Annotated in this window: 17 protein-coding genes and 1 tRNA gene; 5 read left to right on the plus strand and 13 right to left on the minus strand. The window is 63.8% G+C overall.

All coding sequences use genetic code 11. The features are described 5' to 3' along the window. Positions 1-10 precede the first annotated feature (10 nt). The 7 genes from thrS to HV770_RS20295 form a co-directional block, all read right to left on the minus strand. Complete coding sequence (gene thrS / locus HV770_RS20265) at positions 11-1918, minus strand: threonine--tRNA ligase (RefSeq protein ID WP_121315200.1); 1908 nt, start codon at positions 1916-1918, stop codon at positions 11-13. Positions 1919-2170: 252 nt separating this feature from the next. Then, a tRNA-Val gene (locus HV770_RS20270) sits at positions 2171-2247 on the minus strand. Positions 2248-2393: 146 nt separating this feature from the next. Next, positions 2394-4637 (minus strand): RelA/SpoT family protein, encoded by a 2244-nt coding sequence (locus HV770_RS20275; protein ID WP_175162439.1) that lies wholly within the window; start codon positions 4635-4637, stop codon positions 2394-2396. A gap of 63 nt (positions 4638-4700) precedes the next feature. Continuing rightward, entirely contained in the window at positions 4701-5054 is a 354-nt protein-coding gene (locus tag HV770_RS20280) for a RidA family protein (RefSeq protein ID WP_168663727.1), read from the minus strand. Positions 5055-5135: 81 nt separating this feature from the next. Continuing rightward, the gene (locus tag HV770_RS20285) at positions 5136-6050 is read right to left on the minus strand and encodes an alpha/beta fold hydrolase (RefSeq protein WP_175162441.1); all 915 of its coding nucleotides are present in this window, start codon (positions 6048-6050) and stop codon (positions 5136-5138) included. Between the two features lie 244 nt (positions 6051-6294). After that, the gene (locus HV770_RS20290; protein WP_121315204.1) at positions 6295-6936 is read right to left on the minus strand and encodes a CoA transferase subunit B; all 642 of its coding nucleotides are present in this window, start codon (positions 6934-6936) and stop codon (positions 6295-6297) included. 2 nt (positions 6937-6938) lie between these two features. Beyond that, entirely contained in the window at positions 6939-7643 is a 705-nt protein-coding gene (locus tag HV770_RS20295) for a CoA transferase subunit A (protein WP_175162442.1), read from the minus strand. Positions 7644-7903: 260 nt separating this feature from the next. Here HV770_RS20295 and HV770_RS20300 point away from each other — a divergent pair, with 260 nt between their 5' ends. Then, a complete protein-coding gene (locus HV770_RS20300) occupies positions 7904-8449 on the plus strand; it encodes a LuxR C-terminal-related transcriptional regulator (RefSeq protein WP_175162444.1) in 546 nt (181 codons plus the stop codon). Between the two features lie 133 nt (positions 8450-8582). Here HV770_RS20300 and HV770_RS20305 read toward each other — a convergent pair whose 3' ends face one another. Both HV770_RS20305 and HV770_RS20310 read right to left on the minus strand, forming a co-directional pair. Further along, positions 8583-9014 (minus strand): acyl-CoA thioesterase, encoded by a 432-nt coding sequence (locus tag HV770_RS20305; protein WP_175162445.1) that lies wholly within the window; start codon positions 9012-9014, stop codon positions 8583-8585. A gap of 170 nt (positions 9015-9184) precedes the next feature. Next, a complete protein-coding gene (locus tag HV770_RS20310) occupies positions 9185-9961 on the minus strand; it encodes an SDR family oxidoreductase (protein ID WP_121315208.1) in 777 nt (258 codons plus the stop codon). Between the two features lie 188 nt (positions 9962-10149). On the opposite strand from HV770_RS20310, the gene HV770_RS20315 reads away from it, so the two are divergent. Beyond that, the gene (locus HV770_RS20315; RefSeq protein ID WP_175162447.1) at positions 10150-11823 is read left to right on the plus strand and encodes an electron transfer flavoprotein-ubiquinone oxidoreductase; all 1674 of its coding nucleotides are present in this window, start codon (positions 10150-10152) and stop codon (positions 11821-11823) included. Positions 11824-11887: 64 nt separating this feature from the next. On the opposite strand, the gene HV770_RS20320 is transcribed toward HV770_RS20315, so the two are convergent. The 4 genes from HV770_RS20320 to HV770_RS20335 all read right to left on the minus strand — a co-directional run bounded on the left by HV770_RS20320 (position 11888) and on the right by HV770_RS20335 (position 17418). Further along, positions 11888-13369, minus strand: a complete 1482-nt coding sequence (locus HV770_RS20320) for a tetratricopeptide repeat protein (protein ID WP_175162449.1) — start codon at positions 13367-13369, stop codon at positions 11888-11890. Positions 13370-13421: 52 nt separating this feature from the next. Then, positions 13422-14522, minus strand: coding sequence for a chorismate synthase (gene aroC, locus HV770_RS20325; protein WP_175162451.1), 1101 nt, complete (start codon positions 14520-14522; stop codon positions 13422-13424). 250 nt (positions 14523-14772) lie between these two features. Next, on the minus strand, positions 14773-16710 hold the full coding sequence (locus HV770_RS20330; RefSeq protein WP_175162453.1) for an MFS transporter: 1938 nt from the start codon (positions 16708-16710) through the stop codon (positions 14773-14775). Between the two features lie 246 nt (positions 16711-16956). After that, positions 16957-17418, minus strand: a complete 462-nt coding sequence (locus HV770_RS20335; protein WP_175162455.1) for a CBS domain-containing protein — start codon at positions 17416-17418, stop codon at positions 16957-16959. Between the two features lie 238 nt (positions 17419-17656). Between HV770_RS20335 and HV770_RS20340 the strand changes: the two genes are divergently transcribed. The 3 genes from HV770_RS20340 to HV770_RS20350 all read left to right on the plus strand — a co-directional run bounded on the left by HV770_RS20340 (position 17657) and on the right by HV770_RS20350 (position 20437). Further along, complete coding sequence (locus tag HV770_RS20340) at positions 17657-19063, plus strand: O-acetylhomoserine aminocarboxypropyltransferase (protein ID WP_175162457.1); 1407 nt, start codon at positions 17657-17659, stop codon at positions 19061-19063. Continuing rightward, the gene (locus tag HV770_RS20345; RefSeq protein WP_175162458.1) at positions 19060-19893 is read left to right on the plus strand and encodes an alpha/beta fold hydrolase; all 834 of its coding nucleotides are present in this window, start codon (positions 19060-19062) and stop codon (positions 19891-19893) included. The genes HV770_RS20340 and HV770_RS20345 overlap by 4 nt, the downstream gene beginning before the upstream one ends. 223 nt (positions 19894-20116) lie before the next feature. Next, positions 20117-20437: an Mpo1-like protein gene (locus HV770_RS20350; RefSeq protein ID WP_121315215.1), complete on the plus strand. Its 321-nt coding sequence runs from the start codon at positions 20117-20119 to the stop codon at positions 20435-20437. Positions 20438-20584 lie beyond the last annotated feature (147 nt).

A 20584-nucleotide genomic window follows, 5' to 3' on the forward strand; every position in this document is an offset into this window, starting at 1 on the left:
GCCAAGTGGCTCAGTTGAACGACTGCACGTCCTGGCGCAGACGCTCAATGAAGGTATCGAGAGGCATCACACCCAGATCGACACCACCACGGGCACGCACGGCTACCGTTTGGGCTTCACGCTCTTTGTCACCGACCACCAATAGGTACGGCACCTTTTCCAGCGTGTGCTCGCGTATTTTATAGCTAATCTTCTCGTTGCGCAAATCGGCCTCAACTCTAACCCCTTGTTTTTGCAACGATTGGGCTAGCGACTGCGCATATTCTGTCTGACTTTCCGCGATATTCATCACGACGACCTGCATCGGCGCGAGCCACGAAGGCATTGCACCGGCATGGTGCTCGATCAGAATGCCGAGAAAACGCTCCATCGATCCGACGATTGCCCGGTGCAGCATGATCGGGCGGCGGCGGCTGTTGTCCTCGGCGACGTATTCGGCGCCCAGGCGCTCCGGCAGCACCATGTCGAGCTGCAACGTGCCGCATTGCCACGAGCGGCCGAGCGCGTCCTTGATGTGGTACTCGACCTTCGGGCCGTAGAACGCACCCTCACCCTGCAGCTCTTCCCACGTCACGCCGCAAGCCGTCAACGCCTCGCGTAGGCCCTGCTCCGCGCGATCCCACGTTTCGTCCGTGCCGGCTCGCGCGTCCGGGCGCAGCGACAGCTTGATCTCGACGTTGTCGAAGCCGAAATCCTTGTAGACGCTCATCGCCAGCGTATTGAAGGCGATCGATTCGCTGATGAACTGGTCTTCCGTACAGAAAATGTGCGCGTCGTCCTGCACGAAACCACGCACACGCATCAGGCCATGCAGCGCGCCCGACGATTCATTGCGATGGCAGGAACCAAACTCCGCGTAGCGCAACGGCAGATCGCGATACGAGCGCAAACCGTGGTTGAACACCTGCACGTGACCCGGGCAGTTCATCGGCTTGATCGCGTAGTCGCGCTTTTCCGATTCCGTCGTGAACATATTTTCACGATAGTTCTGCCAGTGGCCCGACGCTTCCCACAGCGAGCGGTCCATGATCATCGGCGTCTTGATTTCAAGGTAGCCGGCGTCGTTCACGCGACGGCGCATGTACTGCTCGACCTGCTGCCACAGCGTCCAGCCACGCGGATGCCAGAACACCATGCCCGGCGACTCGTCCTGCATGTGAAACAGATCGAGCTGCTTCCCGAGCTTGCGGTGATCGCGCTTCTCCGCCTCTTCGAGCATGTGCAGATACGCCTCCTGGTCTTCCTTTTTGGTCCAGGCCGTACCGTAGATGCGCTGCAATTGTTCGTTCTTCGAATCGCCGCGCCAGTAAGCGCCAGCGACCTTCATCAGCTTGAAGACCTTCAGCTTGCCAGTGGACGGCACGTGCGGGCCGCGACACAGATCGGTGAAGCCGCCGTGCGAGTACAGCTTGATCTCGTCGGTCGGCGGAATCGATTCGATGATCTCAGCCTTGTACTTCTCGCCGATGCTCTTGAAGTAGTCCACCGCCTCGTCACGCGATACGACGCGGCGCGAGACCGGCTCGTCTTTCTTCGCGAGTTCCTGCATGCGCTTTTCGATCTTTTCGAGATCTTCCGGCGTGAAGGGACGGTTATACGCGAAGTCGTAGTAAAAGCCATTGTCGATGACCGGGCCGATCGTGACCTGCGCTTCCGGATATAGATCCTTTACCGCATACGCGAGCAAGTGCGCCGCCGAGTGACGAATGATATCGAGACCGTCTGCGTCTTTTTCAGTGACGATGGCGAGCGCCACGTCGCGATCGATCAGCGCGGACGTATCGACCAGCTCACCGTCGATCTTGCCGCCGAGCGCAGCCTTAGCGAGGCCGGGGCCGATCGAGGCGGCCACTTCGGCGACGGTCACCGGATGCTCGTACTGTCGAACAGAACCGTCAGGCAGACGTATCGAAACCATTGCGTTCTCCGTGGTGCCGACCGGCGGCGGCACATACATCAAGGTCAAAAAACCAAAAAAAATGCGGCCCCGCTTTCGAGGGGCCGCATTCACATTTCCTGCAAACTACACTGGCGAAAGTGGTCCTCGACTAGCGTCGCTCCGAAGTGCTCTCGGTCAACGTTCGCGGTGTCATAACCGTATTCGCCTTTTGCGCCACAAGCGCTTGCTGCAGTTTGCGAAACCCCGGCAAAACCGGAATTTCTCTTTCGTTGGTAGGCTCGATTGGACTCGAACCAACGACCCCCACCATGTCAAGGTGGTGCTCTAACCAGCTGAGCTACGAGCCTGAAGAAACGAGATTATATGGAGCCCCACACCGCTTGGCAAGCACTTTTCTGCACCGGCTTTAAATTTCGAGTCGCTCGCGCGCGTCCTGCGAATGGACCCAAGCAGATGCACGACAGAAGCTTCCGCGCGCCATCTCGCGCACGCGTCAGTTCTTGCGTGATGCGCGCATCACGCCCGTCACCTCGCCGAGCAGCGTGCAAGCGCGCTGGATCTGCGAGGCGCTCGACACTTCGACGGTAAATTGCATGAACGCGGCGTTGCGGCGCGTTTGCGTCTTCACGCCGATCACATTCATCTTTTCACGCGCGAACACTTCGGAAATATCGCGCAGCAAACCCTGTCGGTCTGTCGCTTCGATAGAGAGGTCGACGGGATACACGGATTGGCCGCGGCCGCTCATCACATCCGCCGACCACGCGGTCTGCAACACACGCTCCGGCGCGCGCTCGGCCATCCGCCGGAACGTCGGGCAGTCGCTGCGGTGAATCGACATGCCCTTGCCCCGCGTGACGAAACCGCAGATGCCGTCGGGCGGCGCCGGCCGGCAGCAGCGCGCAAGCTGCGTGAGCAACGCATCGACACCGACCACCAGCACGCCGGTGGACGCTCCGCGCGCGACGCTCGCCCCACTGCTGCGCTTCTCGAACTGCTCCGGCGCTTCCACCACGGGCTCCGGCGGCGGCGCATCGTGTAACGCCTGTTCGACGAGCCGCAGACTGAACTCCTCCTTGCCGACCACGGAGAACAGATCGTCGGTGGTCTTGAAGCCGAGCTTGGCGGCTAGCTGATCGAGATTGACCGACGTCTTGCCCTCGCGTTGCAAGGTCTTTTCGACCATCGCACGGCCGCTCGCGATGTGCTCCTGCACCTCGACTGCGTTGAACCATGCGCGCACCTTCTGCCGCGCGCGCGGACTGTGCAGATAGCCGAGTTGCGGGTTGAGCCAGTCGCGCGAAGGACCACCCTCTTTCACCGCGACGATCTCGACCGTCTGCCCGTTCTGCAACTGGGTATTGAGCGGCACCATCGCGCCGTCGACGCGTGCACCGCGGCAGCGATGCCCCAGCTCGCTATGCAGGTGATACGCGAAATCGACGGGCGTTGCGCCGTGCGGCAGCGCAATTACCCGCGCCTGCGGCGTCAGCACGTAGATATGGTCGTCGTCGAGCGTGGCCTGGCGCAGTTGCTCCCACGGCTGCGCCGCGCGCTGCTCGCCATGCTCGCCCTCCGAGACTTCGTCCTTCCACGCAAGCAGTTGCCGCAGCCACGCGATCTTCTCGTCATACTTCTCGTTGGCGATGAACTGCCCGCCATAGCCACGCGCGCCGGCCTCCTTGTAGCGCCAGTGCGCTGCCACGCCGTACTCGGCGAACTGATGCATTTCCTGCGTGCGGATCTGCACTTCGAACGCGCGGCCGTCATCGCCAATCACCACCGTGTGCAGCGATTTGTAGCCGTTCGGCTTGGGCCGAGAGATGTAGTCGTCGAACTCTCTCGGCACCGGCTGCCACAGGTTGTGCACGATACCGAGCACGGTGTAGCAATCCTTGATGTCCGGCACGATCACGCGAAAGGCGCGCACGTCGTAGAGTTCGGCGAAGTCGAGCTGCTTGCCGCGCATCTTGCGCCAGATGCTGTAGATGTGTTTCGGCCGGCCGCTGACTTCCGCGCGAATCTGCGCTGCGGCCAGCTCCTCCTGCAGGCGTTCGATCGCCTGCGCGACATAGCTCTCGCGCTCGACGCGCTTCTCGTCGAGCAGCTTCGCGATGCGCCTGTAGGTATCCGGCTCTTCGAAACGGAATGCGAGGTCCTCGAGTTCCCACTTCAGTTGCCAGATGCCCAGGCGGTTGGCGAGCGGCGCATAGATATCGAGCGTCTCGCGCGCCACGTCCGGTGAAGGCGTGACCTTCGCCGCCGCGTAATACCGCAGCGATTGCAAACGCGACGCCAGACGGATCAGCACCACCCGAATGTCCTGCGCAAACGCGAGCAGCATCTTGCGCAGCGCCTCGACCTGCACGCGGCGCGCGGCCTGTGCATCGCGCCCGACTTCGGGTATCGCATTCTGCGCAGCGCGCAAGCTCACCGTGCCAAGGCGCAGCAGCTTGCGCACGTCACCGACCAGTTGCGCGACCTCTTCGCCGAACTTGTCGGTGATCACGCGCTCCGGGTCCTGCAGATGCGGCGTCAACGCAAACAGCGCCGCCGCCAGCACCGCCGGCGGATCGACATTGAGCTTGCGCATGATCGACGCCGTCCCCGCCGCGTGATCCGCCAGCGATTCCCCCGACGACAGCCGCACCTCGCCCGCATGCTCGCGCACGAACGCCATCGCTTCGTCGAAAGAAGGAATGGGGTGAGACGTGCTCGTAACGATTTCGGTATTCATGGTGCGACGGCCCGCCGGGCCAGACGAAACAAGGGAATTTCAACAACAGCGACCGCGCGAGGCCTAGCTGCGCTGCGCCGCGACCACGACGATTTCGACGAGGCACTTCGGGTTGGCGAGTTTGGCTTCGACGGTAGCGCGCGGCGGCGTGTCGCCTTGTGCGACCCACTCGTCCCACACCGCGTTCATGCCGGCGAAATGCACCATATCCGAGATGTAGATCTGCACGGACAGCAGATGCGATTTGTCGCTGTTCACTTCACCCAGCAGGCGGTCGATGTGCCCGAGCACTTCGCGCGTCTGCCCCGTGATGTCCTGATCCGCGTCTTCGGCGATCTGGCCTGCGAGGTACACGGTGCCGTTGTGCACGGCGGTTTCCGAGAGGCGCTTGCCGACGTGATGACGAATGACTGCCATGAAAAATCCTGAGATGGGTTGAAAGTTGATCAGAATGCACTCCGCATGGCGCCGATCAAACACGCCACGCGCAACCGTCTATTATGACGCGTCGAGCGCGGGGCCGATAAAGAACCGTCTTGCGAGCTCGACCTGATCGGCCGCGAGAAAGGCGGGTGCATGCCCGACCCCGGCGATCTCCGCGCTCGACACGGCACGTCCGGCCGCGACCATCTTCGCAACGGTTTCTCGCGACAGCAGATCGGAATGCTCGCCGCGCACCACCAGCACCGGCCCTTGGAACGACGCGAGCGAATGCCAGAGCGCGGCCTCGCCGAGTTTCGTCGCCTCCTCGGTGCTCGCGGCAAACGGCTGGGCGATGCGCGGGTCGTACCGAAACAGCCACGCGCCTTCCTGTTCGCGCAGCAGCGGCGTGTTGATTTCACGCCATTCGTCCGGCGTGAGCGGGCCGAAAGTTTGCGCGAGCAAGGCGGCGTGGTCGATGCCCTGTTGCAGCGTCTCGAAGCGCGCGGGCTTGCCGAGATAGTCGCCGATACGTTGCACCGCGGCCGGCTCCAGATGCGGGCCGACATCGTTCAGCAGCAGTTTGCGAATCGGCGTTTCGGGCAAACCGGCCAGCCCGAGCCCGATCAAGCCGCCCATCGACGTGCCGAACCAGTCGACCGTTTCGACATTCAGGCGCGCGATCAGTGTGACCATGTCGGCGACGTATTGCGGAATGCCATATAAGTTGGGGTTCGCGAGCCACGACGACAAGCCCCGCCCCACCACATCCGGACACACCACACGGTAGGTTCCGGCGAATTGCGCCGCGACGCGGTCGAAGTCGCGCCCGGAGCGCGTCAGGCCATGCACGCACAGCAGCACGCGCGGATTGTCCGGGTCGCCCCATTCGGTGTAGGCGACGCGGTGCAAGCCCGCGGCGCTCGCGCACTGCACGTAACGTTGGCGCGGCGCGGGCTGTCCGGCGGCGGAAGCGGAGGTCGATGCGGTCATCTGGGTTCCTTGCGAAAGCGCTGCGGATTGGGCTCGGGCACAGCAGGGACAGACAGGCGTTCAATCTTCAAACGATTGTAAACCGCTTTGCCGCGCGGCAAGGATCGGCCGGATGGCATAGGACGCACGCGCCCGGCACAAAGCGCGGCACAAACAGAACGGGCGAGACTCGCGTCTCGCCCGTTCGGGAAACCGTGTGGTTGCCGCCTCGCCGCTCAAGACTTCACGGCGCCCCTAACCGGCCTCAACTCACCGCGCTCACGTCGAGCGGTGCGCCGGTCTTCGCCTTGATTTCGTCGACGCTCACGCCCGGCGCCAGTTCGGTCACCTTCAGACCGGCATCCGTCACCTCGATCACGCCGAGGTCGGTGATGATCTGATCGACGACGCCCACGCCGGTCAGCGGCAGCGTGCATTCGTCGAGGATCTTGTGCTGATCGCCCTTCGCGACGTGCTCCATCAGCACCACCACGCGCTTGACGCCCGCGACCAGATCCATCGCGCCGCCCATGCCCTTGATCATCTTGCCCGGAATCATCCAGTTGGCGAGGTCGCCCTTTTTGCTGATCTGCATCGCACCCAGAATCGCCAGGTTGATGTGGCCGCCGCGAATCATCGCGAACGAATCCGCCGACGAGAAAATCGACGAGCCCGGCAATGTCGTCACCGTCTGCTTGCCCGCGTTGATCAGATCGGCATCCACTTCTTCTTCGGTCGGCGACGGGCCGATGCCGAGCAGGCCGTTTTCCGACTGCAGCCACACTTCGACGCCCGCCGGCACGTGATTCGCCACCAGCGTCGGCAGACCGATGCCGAGGTTCACATAGAAACCGTCCTGCAATTCCTGCGCCGCGCGCGCGGCCATTTCGTCACGAGTCCATGCCATGATCAGTCTCCTTTCGCGCGGACGACGCGTTGTTCGATGCGTTTTTCCGGATGCGCATTCAGTACGATGCGCTGCACGAAGATGCCTGGCGTGTGGATCGCGTCCGGATCGAGGTCGCCCACTTCGACGATCTCTTCGACTTCGGCGACGGTGATCTTGCCGGCCATCGCGCACATCGGATTGAAGTTGCGCGCGGTGCGGCGGTAGATCAGATTGCCCGACTTGTCGGCCTTCCATGCCTTGACGAGCGCGACGTCGGCGGTCAGCGAATGTTCGAGCACGTAGTGGTTCTCGCCGAACTGGCGGGTTTCCTTGCCCTCGGCGATCAGCGTGCCGTAGCCGGTGTTGGTGAAGAACGCCGGAATGCCCGAGCCGCCCGCGCGCAGCTTCTCGGCGAGCGTGCCTTGCGGCGTGAATTCGAGCTCGAGTTCGCCGGCCAGATACTGGCGTTCGAACTCCTTGTTCTCGCCGACGTACGACGAAATCATCTTCTTGACCTGGCGTGTTTCGAGCAGCAGACCGAGGCCGAACCCGTCGACACCCGCGTTGTTGCTGATGCAGGTGATGCCCTGCACGTTCGAATCGCGCAGCGCGCCGATCAATGCCTCCGGAATGCCGCACAGCCCGAAACCGCCGACGGCGAACGTCTGCCCGTCCTTGACGATGTCTTTCAGCGCCTCGGCGGCGCCTGGATAGACCTTGTTCATCAGTATGTCCCTTCCTTTTTATGGAAATCCGCAGCCGGAAAAGCCGGTCTTCGGATCGTTGCGGCCGGTATGACGTTCCGCGGGTCGAACCCGACACGTCATTCTAGTCATCCCCGGCGGCCTGTGCGCCCAGGTTGCCCTGGACTTCACGCAATGCCCGCCGCGGACAGTCTGGCCGCGTTGTGATGTGCTCGAAAGAGTACGCTGCGCACGCCATACGGCACAATACGCAAAACTACATAAGTATTTGCCGCCAACCCATGCCCGCCCTGGATTATCGAACCGCGTTCCACCTCGCCCCGATCGGACTCGTGCTGTCGCGCGAACGGATTATCGAAGACTGCAATGACGAGCTCGCGTCGATTTTCGGCTGCACGCGCGAGTCGCTGCTGGACCAGTCGTTCCAGGTGCTGTATCCCTCGGCGGATGAATTCGAGCGGATCGGCGCACGCATTCCGCCGATCATGACCGCGCAGGGCAGCTATGCGGACGACCGCATCATGAAGCGCGCCAACGGCGAATTGTTCTGGTGCCACGTGACGGGCCGCGCGCTGCAACGCGCCGACCCGCACGCGGCAGGCGTCTGGACCTTCGAGGATTTGAGCGCGACGCGGCGCGTGGCGGTGGAGCTGACGCCGCGCGAACGCGAAATCGCCGCGCAACTGGTGACGGGCAAGACCAGCAAGCAGATCGGCCGGGTGCTGGAGATCAGCCCGCGCACGGTGGACGTCTACCGGGCGCGGCTAATGCGCAAATACGATACGGGCAACGCAACCGAGCTTTTGCAGCGGCTGCTTGGGAGTTGAAGGACGGGCGTGAAAATGTGCGAGTGACTCATGTCTTCGCACTCGCGCGGGTAACTGCGGTGCCCGGCAGCCGGTTAAAGCGTTGCAGGCGTGGATGGGCGGCACGAGCGGTAGCGTTCACCCACTCGGCCCATCAAGCCGCCTTGACCAGCGCGGCACGCTCGATGGTCGCGCGCAGCAGATCGGGCACCGGCACCGACTTGCCCGCCGCGTAATCGATCCAGACGCAACGCGCGGCGCCACGTGCATACACGGTGTGCGGGTCGTCGGCGCGCACCAGCTCGAAGCCGGTGTCGAAGCTGCTGCGCCCGGGCGTCGCCACCGACATCCGGCCGATCACGTCGCCGGGATAGTGCAGTTGCTTCAGAAACTCCATCGACGCATTGACGATCACCGGTCCCTGCCCACTACTATCGCCGCCGATGAACCCCAGTTGCTCGAACCAGGAAATCCGCACCTGCTCCATGTAGCGGAAATAGACCGTGTTGTTCACATGGCCGAACGCGTCCATGTCGCCCCAGCGGATCGGCATCGACATCTCGAAAACTGCGTGAAAATTGCTCATCGTACTTCCGTTCTTCTTACTGCCTGACATGACTGAAACCCACTCGACGCCCGGGCAGACTGGCACGCGGCCAATCTGCCCATGCGTTGCACGATAGCGCGGGCTCTCACGCAACAGGAACCCCCGCGCGCGTAAAACACTTTCTTCGAACCAGCGTCAATCCGGGCCGCTCATGCGAGCCCAAAGCCGTCGTCGGCGGCGATGATCGAGCCGTTGATGAACTGTGATTCGTCGGCTGCCAGCAACAGCAGCAGCCCGTCAAGATCGTCCGGCTTGCCAACGCGATGGCGCGGCAGCATCGACACCAGCTTCTGCCCCTGCTCCGTCGACCAGTGATGGTGGTTGATCTCAGTGTCGATATAACCGGGGCAGATCGCGTTGACGTTGATCCCGTGTTTGCCCCACTCCAGCGCCATCGCCTTCGTCATATGGACGACGGCCGCCTTGCTCATCGAATACAGGCCGATCTGCGGCAACACGCGCAGCCCCGCCATCGATGCAATATTGATGATCCGGTACGACGGCTTCTGCGCATTGTTGCCGCGCATGATCATGCGCTTGGCGACTTCCTGTGCGACGAAGAAGGCGCCGCGCGTATTCGTATCGAACACATATTCGAAGTCGGCCGGCGTAACCTCGGTGAGCTTCTGCGTAGTCGACACGCCCGAATTGTTGACGAGGATATCGATCGTGCCCGCCTCGGTCTCCGCGTGCGCCACCGCGGCCTTGATGCTCTGATAATCAGTCACGTCGAGCGAGACGACATGTGCCGCACCGCCCGACGCTTCGATCTCCGCGCGCAACTCCTTCAGCCGCTCGGTGCGCCGGCTTGCCAGCACGACCTTGGCGCCCGCCTGCGACAACACCTGAGCAAAGCGCTTTCCCAAGCCGCTCGAAGCACCGGTAACCAGCGCGACCTTGCCTTCCAGATTGATCGAACGGCCCATTGACGTTCCTTGTTCGGTTGTAACGACAGATACGGTTGACAGGTGCGGTAAGCCCGTCGCTGCGGGTCGCTACCGTAGCATACAAATAGAACGATCGTGCTAATCTTTATTCCTCCGGTTGCAGTGCGGGGATCGATCGCCCACAATACCAACCCGAAAAAAGCATTCTAACGGTAAGAGGAGCATCGATGACCCCCGCAAGTCTCATTGAGCAGTACGGCCCCCGCGAGTCGATGGAATACGACGTGGTGATCGTCGGCGGCGGCCCGGCAGGCCTGTCCGCGGCGATCCGCCTGAAACAGCTGGCGGCTGAAAAAGGCGTCGAGCTGGGCGTGTGCGTACTGGAAAAGGGCTCGGAGATCGGGGCGCATATCCTGTCGGGCGCGGTGATGGACCCGCGCGCGATCACCGAACTGATGCCGGACTGGAAGGAACAAGGCGCGCCGTTGACGGTCGACGTGACCGAAGACCGCTTCCTGTTCCTGACGGAAACCGGCTCGAAGAGCGTGCCGGCCTGGGCGCTGCCGGACAACTTCAAAAATCACGGCAACTACGTGATCAGCCTCGCGAACGTCACGCGCTGGCTTGGGACAATGGCCGAAGCGCTCGGCGTCGAAATCTTCCCGGGCTTTCCGGCGGCCGAAGTGCTGTACAACGACGATGGCTCGGTCAAGGGCGTGGCCACCGGCAACCTCGGCATCGGCAAGGACGGCGAGCCGACCGGGAACTTCCAGCTCGGCATGGAACTGCACGCGAAGTACACGCTGTTCTGCGAAGGCGCGCGCGGCCACCTGGGCCGTCAGCTGAACGAGAAGTTCAAGCTGCGCGAGGGCGCCGATCCGCAGGTCTATGGCATCGGCATCAAGGAGCTGTGGGAGATCGATCCCGCGAAGCACAAGCCGGGTCTGGTCATGCACACGGCCGGCTGGCCGCTCGAAAACGACACCTACGGCGGCTCGTTCCTTTACCACATGGACAACAACCAGGTGGTGGTCGGCTTCGTGGTCGGCCTTGGCTATTCGAATCCGTATCTGTCGCCGTTCGAGGAATTCCAGCGCTACAAGACGCATCCGGCGATCCGCGCAGTGCTCGAAGGCGGCAAGCGCGTGTCGTACGGCGCGCGGGCGATCACCGCCGGTGGCCTGATGTCGCTGCCGAAGCTGGTATTCCCCGGTGGCGCGCTGGTCGGTGACGACGCGGGCTTCCTGAACGCATCGCGGATCAAGGGCTCGCATGCGGCGATCAAGACCGGCATGCTGGCCGCCGAAGCCGCGTTCGATGCCGTGCAGGCCGGGCGCACCAGCGACGAACTCACGGCCTACCCGGAGAGCTTCAGGACGTCGTGGCTGCATACCGAGCTGTACCGCGCGCGCAACTTCAAGCAGTGGATGAGCAAGGGCCTGTACCTCGGCACGCTGATGGTGGGCATCGAACAGAAGCTGCTGGGTGGCAACGTGCCGTGGACGCTGCATCACCAGCATTCCGATCACGAGATGCTCAAGCCGGCTTCGCAGTGCACGCCGATCACGTATCCGAAGCCGGACGGCAAGCTGACCTTCGACCGTTTGTCTTCGGTGTTCATCTCGAACACCAATCACGAGGAGAACCAGCCGGCGCATCTGACGCTGAAAGATCCGTCGGTGCCGGTGAACGTGAACTGGCAGACCTATGCCGGGCCGGAGGCGCGCTATTGCCCGGCGGCGGTGTATGAGTTCGTCAAGAACGACGACGGCAGCGAGCGGCTCGTGATCAACGCGCAGAACTGCGTGCACTGCAAAACCTGCGACATCAAGGACCCGACGCAGAATATCGTGTGGGTCACGCCGGAAGGTGGCGGCGGGCCGAACTACCCGAATATGTAAGGCGGCTTTGCTTGCCTTCGCGTGGCGCCTGCATCCTCGCCGGCGCCGCGCGAAGGCGAAAGTTTCAACGACGCTCGCGCGTCATCGCCTCAATCCTCTCCCGCACCTTCGCCACGACCGGCGCCCAGTCGCCGACGCGCGGCTGTCGAACCAGCTCGATCGAATCGTACCAGGCCGTATGCGGCGATGAATCGCCCCAGAACCATGCGCAGACGTGGTCGATCATCAAACAGGTCGGCACGCCGAGCGCCCCGGCCAGATGCGCGGGTCCGCTGTCGATCGTCACGACCAGATCCAGATTCGCCAGTAACGCGGCGACATCGTCGAAGCCTGATTGGAAATGGCCGGTCATGTCGATCGCGTCGAGACCCTTGGCTCGCCACTGCGCGAGTGTTGCGCCCCGTCCCGGCGACAATGCGAAATAGCTCACGTTCGCCACGTTCAATAGCGGCTCGAGTTGCTCGACGGGCACCGAGCGCCGCATGTCGCGGATATGTTCGGGATTACCGTTCCACGCCACCCCGACTTTGAGATTGCCGCGCGTGGCCGCAAGCTCTGCGTCGATCCGCTCGCGCCATGTCCGCACATGCACCGGATCGGCCCTCAGGTACGGCGCGCCCCACCCCGCTGCATCGGCAATGCCAAGCCGCAGTGGCAAGCTCATCAGGCCGCAGTGGAAATCAGGCCGGGTGTCGAGACTCGTTTCGAGCGGCAGATCGGCGGGCAGTGTCCGCTCGAACAGATGACGCAACGGCCCATCATGACCGAAGACCACGCGCCCGCCTTCGCGCCGCGCCCGATCGGCCAGCAGCGGCAGAAAGCGCACCGCCCACAGGCAATCGCCATTGCCCTGCTCGCCATAGACCACCAGCGTTTTGCCGGCCAGCGATTCGCCCCGCCAATACGCGCTGATTGCCGCGAGCGCATGCTGCGCGTTGTTCATGTCATCGGCGAACGCGACGCGCGACTCGTAATGCGCCCAGCCATCGACGAAACGGCCTGAGCGGATTTCGAGTTCCGACAGATCGAACAACGCATGCGCGTTGTTCGGCGACAGCGCCAGCACTTGCCTGAGCAATGCCTCGGCTTCGGCCAAACGCGCCTGCTCCTTGATGCACAGCGCGAGCTTGTGAAGCGCCACCGGATTGGTGGGCACGACGCGCACCGCTTCACGCAGCAAGCGCTCGGCAGTGGCGAAGTCGTCACGCTGTTGCACGGCGGTCGCGCGCCACATGAGCGCATTGGCGTCTTCGGGGTGGTGCGAGAGCAGCAGTCCGGCGGCCGAGTCGAGCAGCACCCAGTCGCGCACGACGAAGGCCGTCTGCGCAAGCATGGGAAGCAACGTGGGTTCGCTCGAAGGATCGAGCCGGTAGGCGCGCACGAGAGCGGCGAGCGCCTCATGCTGGCGGGCTTTGTCGCGGCCGGCGTGCTGCAGCAGCAGTTGGCCGAATGCGAAGCAGTCGCCTGCGGACGCATCCGGCGTGGCGGCGCGCGCACGCAGCATGGCGAGCTGGCTATCCGCCAGGCCGGTGTTCGAATCGGTCATGGGGATAACTGCCGCGCGCTCAGCGAGTCAAAAGACGGTCGACGCGCGTCGGTTAAGGCGCGTTCGCCGCGATCTTCGGCGTGCTGACGGACACGTCGCCGCATTGCGCGCGATGGCGCAGTGCGTGGTCGATCAGCACCAGCGCGAGCATCGATTCGGCGATCGGCGTGGCCCGAATGCCGACACACGGGTCATGCCGCCCGAACGTTTCGACGACGGCCGGCTGGCCCGCCTTGTCGATCGAACGGCGCGGCGTGCGAATGCTTGACGTCGGCTTGATCGCGATCGACACCGTGATGTCCTGGCCGGTCGAAATCCCGCCGAGCACACCGCCCGCGTGATTGCCGACGAAACCCTCGGGCGTCAACTCGTCGCCGTGCACCGAACCGCGTTGCGCGACGCTCGCAAAGCCCGCGCCGATCTCCACGCCCTTCACCGCGTTGATGCCCATCATCGCGTGCGCGATGTCGGCGTCGAGGCGGTCGAACAGCGGCTCACCAAGTCCGACCGGCACACCGGAGGCCACGACGTTGATGCGCGCGCCGATCGAGTCGCCGTCCTTGCGCAGCGCGTCCATGTAGTCTTCGAGCTGCGGCACGATGTCAGCGTTCGGCACGAAGAACGGGTTCTCGCGCACCTGCGCCCAGTCGACGAACGGCACGTCGATCTCGCCGAGCGCGGCCATGTAACCACGAATCTCTGTGCCGAATTTCTCGCGTAGCCACTTCTTCGCGACCGCGCCCGCCGCCACCGTGGGCGCCGTCAGACGCGCCGACGAACGGCCGCCGCCGCGATAGTCGCGGATGCCGTACTTCTGCCAGTAGGTGTAGTCGGCATGACCGGGGCGAAACGTGTCGGCGATGTTGCCGTAGTCCTTGCTGCGCTGATCGGTATTGCGGATCAGCAGCGCAATCGGCGCGCCGGTGGTCTGGCCTTCGAACACGCCTGACAGGATCTCGACCTTGTCTTCTTCCTGGCGCTGCGTCACGTGGCGCGACGTGCCGGGCTTGCGGCGGTCCAGTTCGAGCTGGATGTCGGCTTCGTCGAGCGCCATGCCCGGAGGGCAGCCGTCGATCACGCAGCCGATAGCGGGGCCGTGCGATTCGCCGAAGGTCGTGACAGTGAAAAGCGTACCGAGCGTGTTGCCGGACATGGGCGTCGTCCAAAGAAATGCGGGGAAAGCGCTATTATGCCAGCCCCATCGCACGTGGAACGGGTTGCGCGGCATGAATGGACGATTGGCCAAGGCCAACTCAGCCGCAAGCCTGCGACGATTCGCGCGGGGTGTCGGCAAACGCGCTGTCGCGAGTAGGAATTTTCGTTTTGACCGTAGGAAGCGTCGTCGGGACGGCGACGAAGGTGGAGGTGGCTTTCGCAGCAGCGCCGGCCACCATTGCTGCCCGCTACTTCCGCGCCCCACGCAACTCGGTGACGATCTGCTGCAACTTCTCCGGCGTCGCCTGCGCCGGATCGATCGGCTCGCCCACCGCGAGGCTCAACCGGCTCATCACGCCCTTGCGGATCGGCCGCGGCCAGTGCGCATCGTTGCCGCGAGAAAATACGCTGCCCCACAGGCCGCGCAGCGCCATCGGTATGACTGGCGCGGGCGTGCGCCCGACGATCTCCATCACGCCATGGCGAAACGGATTCATCTCGCCGGTTCGCGTGAGCTTGCCTTCCGGAAAGATGCAAACCAGTTCGCCCTCGGCGAGCGCCTGCGCGCAACGCTCATAGGCGCGCGCGAGCAGTTCCGGGTCCTGATGCGCCGGTGCGATCGGAATCGCTTTTGCGTGACGAAATACCCACCCCGCAAACGGCGAGCTGAAGATCTGATGATCCATCACGAAACGGATCGGCCGCGGGCTCTCGGCCATGATGACGATCGCATCGACGAAGCTTACGTGGTTGCACACCAGCACCGCCGCGCCCTCGTCCGGAATCCGCTCGGCATGTACGAGGCGAATCCGGTAGAACGTATGCACCAGCATCCACGCGATGAAACGCAGCAGGAACTCCGGCACCAGCGAATAGATGTAGGTGGCGACGACGATGTTCAGCAGCGCGGTGACGAGGAAGATCGCCGGAATGCCGAAGCCGGCCGAGGTCAGGCCCATCGCCATCAACGCCGATACGATCATGAACAGCGAATTCAGGATATTGTTCGCGGCGATGATGCGCGCCCGGTGGCTCGGCCGGCTGCGGCTCTGGATCAACGCATAGAGCGGCACACTGTAGAAGCCGCCGAACATCGCGAGCAGGAACAGATCGGCCAGCACGCGCCAATGCGCGAGCCGCCCGAGGAACTCGCCGACGCTCAGCAGGTGCCCAACGGGCGCAAGCGCGTGACTCGCGAAAAACAGATCGATCGCGAACACGCTCATGCCGATCGAGCCGAGCGGCACGAGACCGATTTCGATGCGCCGCTTAGAGAGTTTTTCGCACAGCAGCGAGCCGATCCCAATGCCGATCGAAAACGTGCCGAGCAGCACGGTCACGACGTCGGGATTGGCGGAGAGCACGTTCTTCGCGAAGCTGAAAAACGACGACAGAAACGTCGCGCCGACGAACCACAGCCAGGAAATGCCCAGCAGGCTCAGGAACACGGTGCGGTTTTCGCGCGCCAGCTTGAGGTTGCGCCACGTCTCGCTGAACGGATTCCAGTTGATGCGCAACTCGGGTTGCGGCGCGGCCGTAGCCGGCACGAAGCCCGACACGATGCGCCCCGCGAGCGCGATCGCGATGCACGCGCCGGCCAGCACCAGCGCGCCATGTTCGGCGAGCCCCGCGCCCGCGCCGCCGACGATCGCGCCGAGCAGGATCGCGACGAAGGTGCCCATCTCGACCATGCCGTTGCCGCCGATCAGTTCCGCCTTCGACAGATGCTGCGGTAAATACGAGTACTTGACGGGCCCGAACACGGTCGAATGGACGCCCATCAGAAACGTGCACAGATACAGCAACGGCGCGCTATGCAGCCAGAACCCCGCGCCGCCGATCAGCATCACGACGATTTCGAAACTCTTGACGAGGCGTGTGAGCATGGCCTTGTCGTACTTGTCGGCGATCTGGCCGGAGGTAGCCGAGAACAGGACGAACGGCAGAATGAAAATGGCCGAGATCAGGAACGCCGCGGTGGCCGGATCGACGCCGGAAAAGCGCGCCGCCTGATACGTGACGAGCGACGTGAAGCCGATCTTGAACACGTTGTCGTTCATCGCACCGAGGAACTGCGTCCAGAAAAACGGCGCGAATCGGCGCTGCCTGAGCAGCCGGAACTGGGATTCATGCGCTTCGTGCGCACGGGAGCCGCGACGGGTGGCAGGTAACGGACGATCGCTCATGAAGTTCGGAGAACGGCCCAGAAGAACAACAACGGAGAAAGCGCAGAGAACGAAGCCGGGCGCAGGCGGCTCGTCACATCACGCGAAGCACGGAACGGAACTACGGTTCAACCGGGCGCACAGGCGCCGCTTCTGCAGGCCCGCCCACGAGAGCGCCGGACACAAAAAAAGCGCACGCTTTCGCGCGCGCCTTTGCTGCCCCTTCCCGCTCATACAATGCCCGAGCGCGACGGTCAGTCACCGCCATCAACGCGTCGGCTGTTGTTCCTGCTGTTCTTCCGGCCAGTCGCGGATATACGCCTTGAGCATGCGGTTTTCGAAGCCCTGCTCTTCGACCACCGCCTTCGCCACGTCGTAAAACGAAATGACGCCCATCAGCGTGCGGCTTTCCATCACCGGCAAATAGCGCACGTGATGTCCGAGCATCATGCGGCGGACTTCATTGACGTCGGTCTCGGGGGTGCAGGTGAGCGGATGGTCGTCCATGACCTTGCGGATCGTCGAGGTGCCGACGCTGCCGCCGTTCTTGCTCAGCGTCAGGATGATTTCGCGAAACGTCAGCATGCCGACGAGATCGCCATATTCCATCACGACTAGCGAGCCGATATCGTGCTCGGCCATCGTATTGACCGCGTCGTGCAGCGTGGTATCCGGTGTGACCGTGAAAAGGGTGTTGCCTTTGACTTTAAGAATGTCGCTGACTCGCATGATCTGTCTCCGTGATACCCGCTAGCTGGCAATGCATGAATGATTTTCGATCCTAGCGGAAAGGCCCATAAAAGGAAAGCGGCCCGCCCACCAAGGCTTAGCGGGCGTTCGCCATCTCGAATCTGTGCCGCGCCGTGCACGCGCATCGGGAAAACCGCGCTTGATGCGGATCCTGCCGGTGATAGGATGGCCGCCACTTTCCCCTTTCGCGAGGCCGCTCGTGGCCCCGCCGCCCACGATGTCCGCCAACCGTTTCGACACGCTTGCGCTGCATGCCGGCGCCGCGCCCGATCCCGCCACCGGCGCGCGCGCCACGCCGATTTACCAGACTACCTCGTTTTCGTTCCGCGACTCGGACCACGCCGCGGCGCTCTTCAACATGGAGCGCGCCGGCCACGTCTATTCGCGCATCTCCAACCCGACGGTGGCCGTGTTCGAGGAGCGCGTGGCCGCGCTGGAAAACGGCGCGGGCGCGATCGGCACGGCGAGCGGCCAGGCGGCCTTGCATCTGGCGATCGTCACGCTGATGGGCGCGGGCTCGCACATCGTCGCCTCCAGTGCGCTCTACGGCGGCTCGCACAACCTGCTGCACTACACGCTGCGGCGCTTCGGCATCGAGACAACCTTTGTCAAACCGGGCGACCTCGACGCATGGCGCGCCGCGCTGCGCCCGAATACGCGGCTGCTGTTCGGCGAGACGCTCGGCAACCCCGGGCTCGACGTGCTCGATGTCGCCGCCGTCGCGCAGGTCGCACATGAGCACCGCGTGCCGCTGCTGGTCGACTCGACCTTCACGACGCCGTATCTGCTCAAACCGTTCGAGCACGGCGCGGACTTCGTGTATCACTCGGCCACCAAATTCCTCGGCGGCCACGGCACGACGATCGGCGGCGTGCTGGTGGACGGCGGCACGTTCGACTTCGACGCATCGGGGCGTTTTCCCGAATTCACCGAGCCGTACGAAGGCTTCCACGGCATGGTGTTCAGCGAGGAAAGCACGGTCGCGCCGTTCCTGCTGCGCGCGCGCCGCGAAGGTCTGCGCGACTTCGGCGCGTGCCTGCATCCGCAAGCCGCGTGGCAACTGCTGCAAGGCATCGAGACATTGCCGTTGCGGATGGAACGGCACGTCGCCAATACCCGCCGCGTGGTCGAGTTCCTTGCCGCTCACGACGCGGTCGAAACGGTCGCCTATCCGGAACTGCCGACGCATCCCGACCACGCGCTCGCGCAGCGTCTGCTGCCGCGCGGCGCGGGCGCCGTGTTCAGCTTCAATCTGCGTGGTGACCGCGCGGCCGGGCGCAGTTTCATCGAAGCGCTGTCGCTGTTCTCGCACCTCGCGAATGTCGGCGACGCGCGCTCGCTGGTGATTCATCCCGCATCGACCACCCACTTTCGTATGGATGCCGCCGCGCTTGCCGCCGCCGGCATCGCGGAAGGCACGATCCGCCTGTCGATCGGCCTCGAAGATCCCGACGATCTGATCGACGATCTCAAGCGCGCGTTGAAGGCCGCGCAGAAATCGGGCGGCGCTGCGATTGCTCGAAGCGGCGCGGCGGCTGCATCCGCCACAGACACCACTTCCGCAAAAACCAGCTCCCCAGCCCTTTCCGACACCGCCGCAAAATCCCGCCCGGAGTCCGCATGATCGTCACCGTTCAAGGCCGACCCGCTTACGCCTACACCGGCGGCAAACCGTTCGACGCCCGCCTGCCGAGCGCGGTGTTCATCCACGGCGCCGAGCACGACCACAGCGTGTGGGCGTTGCAAAGCCGCTACTTCGCGCACCACGGCTTCGGCATGCTGGCGGTGGACCTGCCCGGCCACTGCCGCAGCAGCGGCCCCGCGCTCACCAGCGTGACGGCGATGGCCGGCTGGCTCGCCGCACTGCTCGACGCCGCCGGTGTGCAGCGCGCATTCGTGGCCGGCCACAGTATGGGCTCGCTGATCGCCCTCGACTTCGCCGGGCGCTATCCGCACCGCACGACGCATCTCGCACTGCTCGCCACGGCGATGCCGATGGCTGTCTCCGACGGATTGCTCGACGCCGCGCTGCATCGCGAGCCCGACGCGATAAGCATGGTCAACCAATGGTCGCATTCGACGCTCGCGGCCAAGCCCTCCTGCCCCGGTCCGGGCTTCTGGCTGCACGGCATGAACCAGCGGCTGATGGAGCGCGTCTCGGCGAGCGGTGAAGCGCAGCTGTTCCATACCGACTTCACCGCGTGCAACGACTACGCGGACGGTCTCGCCCGCGCCGCCCAGGTGCGCTGCGCGACGCGCCTGATCGTCGGCCGGCGCGATGCGATGACGCCGCCGCGCGCGGCCAAAGCGCTCGCCGACGCGCTTGCGCAAGCAGGTGCGTCAGTCGACACCGTCACGCTCGACGCGGGCCACGCGTTGATGACCGAACAACCCGACGCCACGCTCGATGCGCTGTTCAGCTTCGCTTCCAAACCACCTCTCGAAGCCCGCTAGCGCGGTCGTGAAGCATCGCAAGAACTGGCAAGTGAGGTAGCACAATACGCGCTGTGAAACAGCCGCGCCATCGTCCGAATGGCCAGGTTGCGCGCGGGGCCCGATAGCCGCACAATGATTCAAGCCTGTCCTGTTGCGAGCGCGTGCGAAGCATGGCGGCACGCGGCGAAGCCACCCGGAGCGACGGGCATGACGGCGGCAAGCGTCCACATCGGAGGCCATCATGGCTCACACCGCGCATACCGATCACTTCGCGAGTTTCGCGGAGTTCTATCCGTACTATTTGAGCGAGCATCGCAACATGGTCTCGCGGCGGCTGCATTTCGTGGGATCGCTCGGCGTGATCGGCTGTCTGGCGATGGCGCTCGCCACAGGAGACTGGCTATGGCTGCCCGCAGCGGTAATTTGCGGCTACGGGTTTGCCTGGGTCGGGCATTTTTTCTTCGAAAAGAACCGGCCGGCCACCTTCCGTCATCCGCTCTACAGCCTGATGGGTGACTGGGTGATGTTCAAGGACATTTGCGTCGGCAGGATTTCGCTCTAGTTGTGCGGTGGGTTGGCTAATGTGATCGGCGCGTCAGCGGTTATGCCCAGCGACTTTCTTTGCCAGCTTGCCTCGATCACTTCACCGCGATTTTCAGCGCCTGATAACGCCTGATGCGAGCGCCGTCCAATTGCGGGCGGCTCGCCT

Source organism: Paraburkholderia fynbosensis (assembly GCF_902859935.1).
GTDB lineage: Bacteria > Pseudomonadota > Gammaproteobacteria > Burkholderiales > Burkholderiaceae > Paraburkholderia > Paraburkholderia fynbosensis.

Bases quoted from the DNA above. Each gene is read 5' to 3' on its own strand.
- thrS (WP_121315200.1), bottom strand. From the start codon at position 1,918: ATGGTTTCGATACGTCTGCCTGACGGTTCTGTTCGACAGTACGAGCAT.
- HV770_RS20275 (WP_175162439.1), bottom strand. From the start codon at position 4,637: ATGAATACCGAAATCGTTACGAGCACGTCTCACCCCATTCCTTCTTTC.
- HV770_RS20280 (WP_168663727.1), bottom strand. From the start codon at position 5,054: ATGGCAGTCATTCGTCATCACGTCGGCAAGCGCCTCTCGGAAACCGCC.
- HV770_RS20285 (WP_175162441.1), bottom strand. From the start codon at position 6,050: ATGACCGCATCGACCTCCGCTTCCGCCGCCGGACAGCCCGCGCCGCGC.
- HV770_RS20290 (WP_121315204.1), bottom strand. From the start codon at position 6,936: ATGGCATGGACTCGTGACGAAATGGCCGCGCGCGCGGCGCAGGAATTG.
- HV770_RS20295 (WP_175162442.1), bottom strand. From the start codon at position 7,643: ATGAACAAGGTCTATCCAGGCGCCGCCGAGGCGCTGAAAGACATCGTC.
- HV770_RS20300 (WP_175162444.1), top strand. From the start codon at position 7,904: ATGCCCGCCCTGGATTATCGAACCGCGTTCCACCTCGCCCCGATCGGA.
- HV770_RS20305 (WP_175162445.1), bottom strand. From the start codon at position 9,014: ATGAGCAATTTTCACGCAGTTTTCGAGATGTCGATGCCGATCCGCTGG.
- HV770_RS20310 (WP_121315208.1), bottom strand. From the start codon at position 9,961: ATGGGCCGTTCGATCAATCTGGAAGGCAAGGTCGCGCTGGTTACCGGT.
- HV770_RS20315 (WP_175162447.1), top strand. From the start codon at position 10,150: ATGACCCCCGCAAGTCTCATTGAGCAGTACGGCCCCCGCGAGTCGATG.
- HV770_RS20320 (WP_175162449.1), bottom strand. From the start codon at position 13,369: ATGACCGATTCGAACACCGGCCTGGCGGATAGCCAGCTCGCCATGCTG.
- aroC (WP_175162451.1), bottom strand. From the start codon at position 14,522: ATGTCCGGCAACACGCTCGGTACGCTTTTCACTGTCACGACCTTCGGC.
- HV770_RS20330 (WP_175162453.1), bottom strand. From the start codon at position 16,710: ATGAGCGATCGTCCGTTACCTGCCACCCGTCGCGGCTCCCGTGCGCAC.
- HV770_RS20335 (WP_175162455.1), bottom strand. From the start codon at position 17,418: ATGCGAGTCAGCGACATTCTTAAAGTCAAAGGCAACACCCTTTTCACG.
- HV770_RS20340 (WP_175162457.1), top strand. From the start codon at position 17,657: ATGTCCGCCAACCGTTTCGACACGCTTGCGCTGCATGCCGGCGCCGCG.
- HV770_RS20345 (WP_175162458.1), top strand. From the start codon at position 19,060: ATGATCGTCACCGTTCAAGGCCGACCCGCTTACGCCTACACCGGCGGC.
- HV770_RS20350 (WP_121315215.1), top strand. From the start codon at position 20,117: ATGGCTCACACCGCGCATACCGATCACTTCGCGAGTTTCGCGGAGTTC.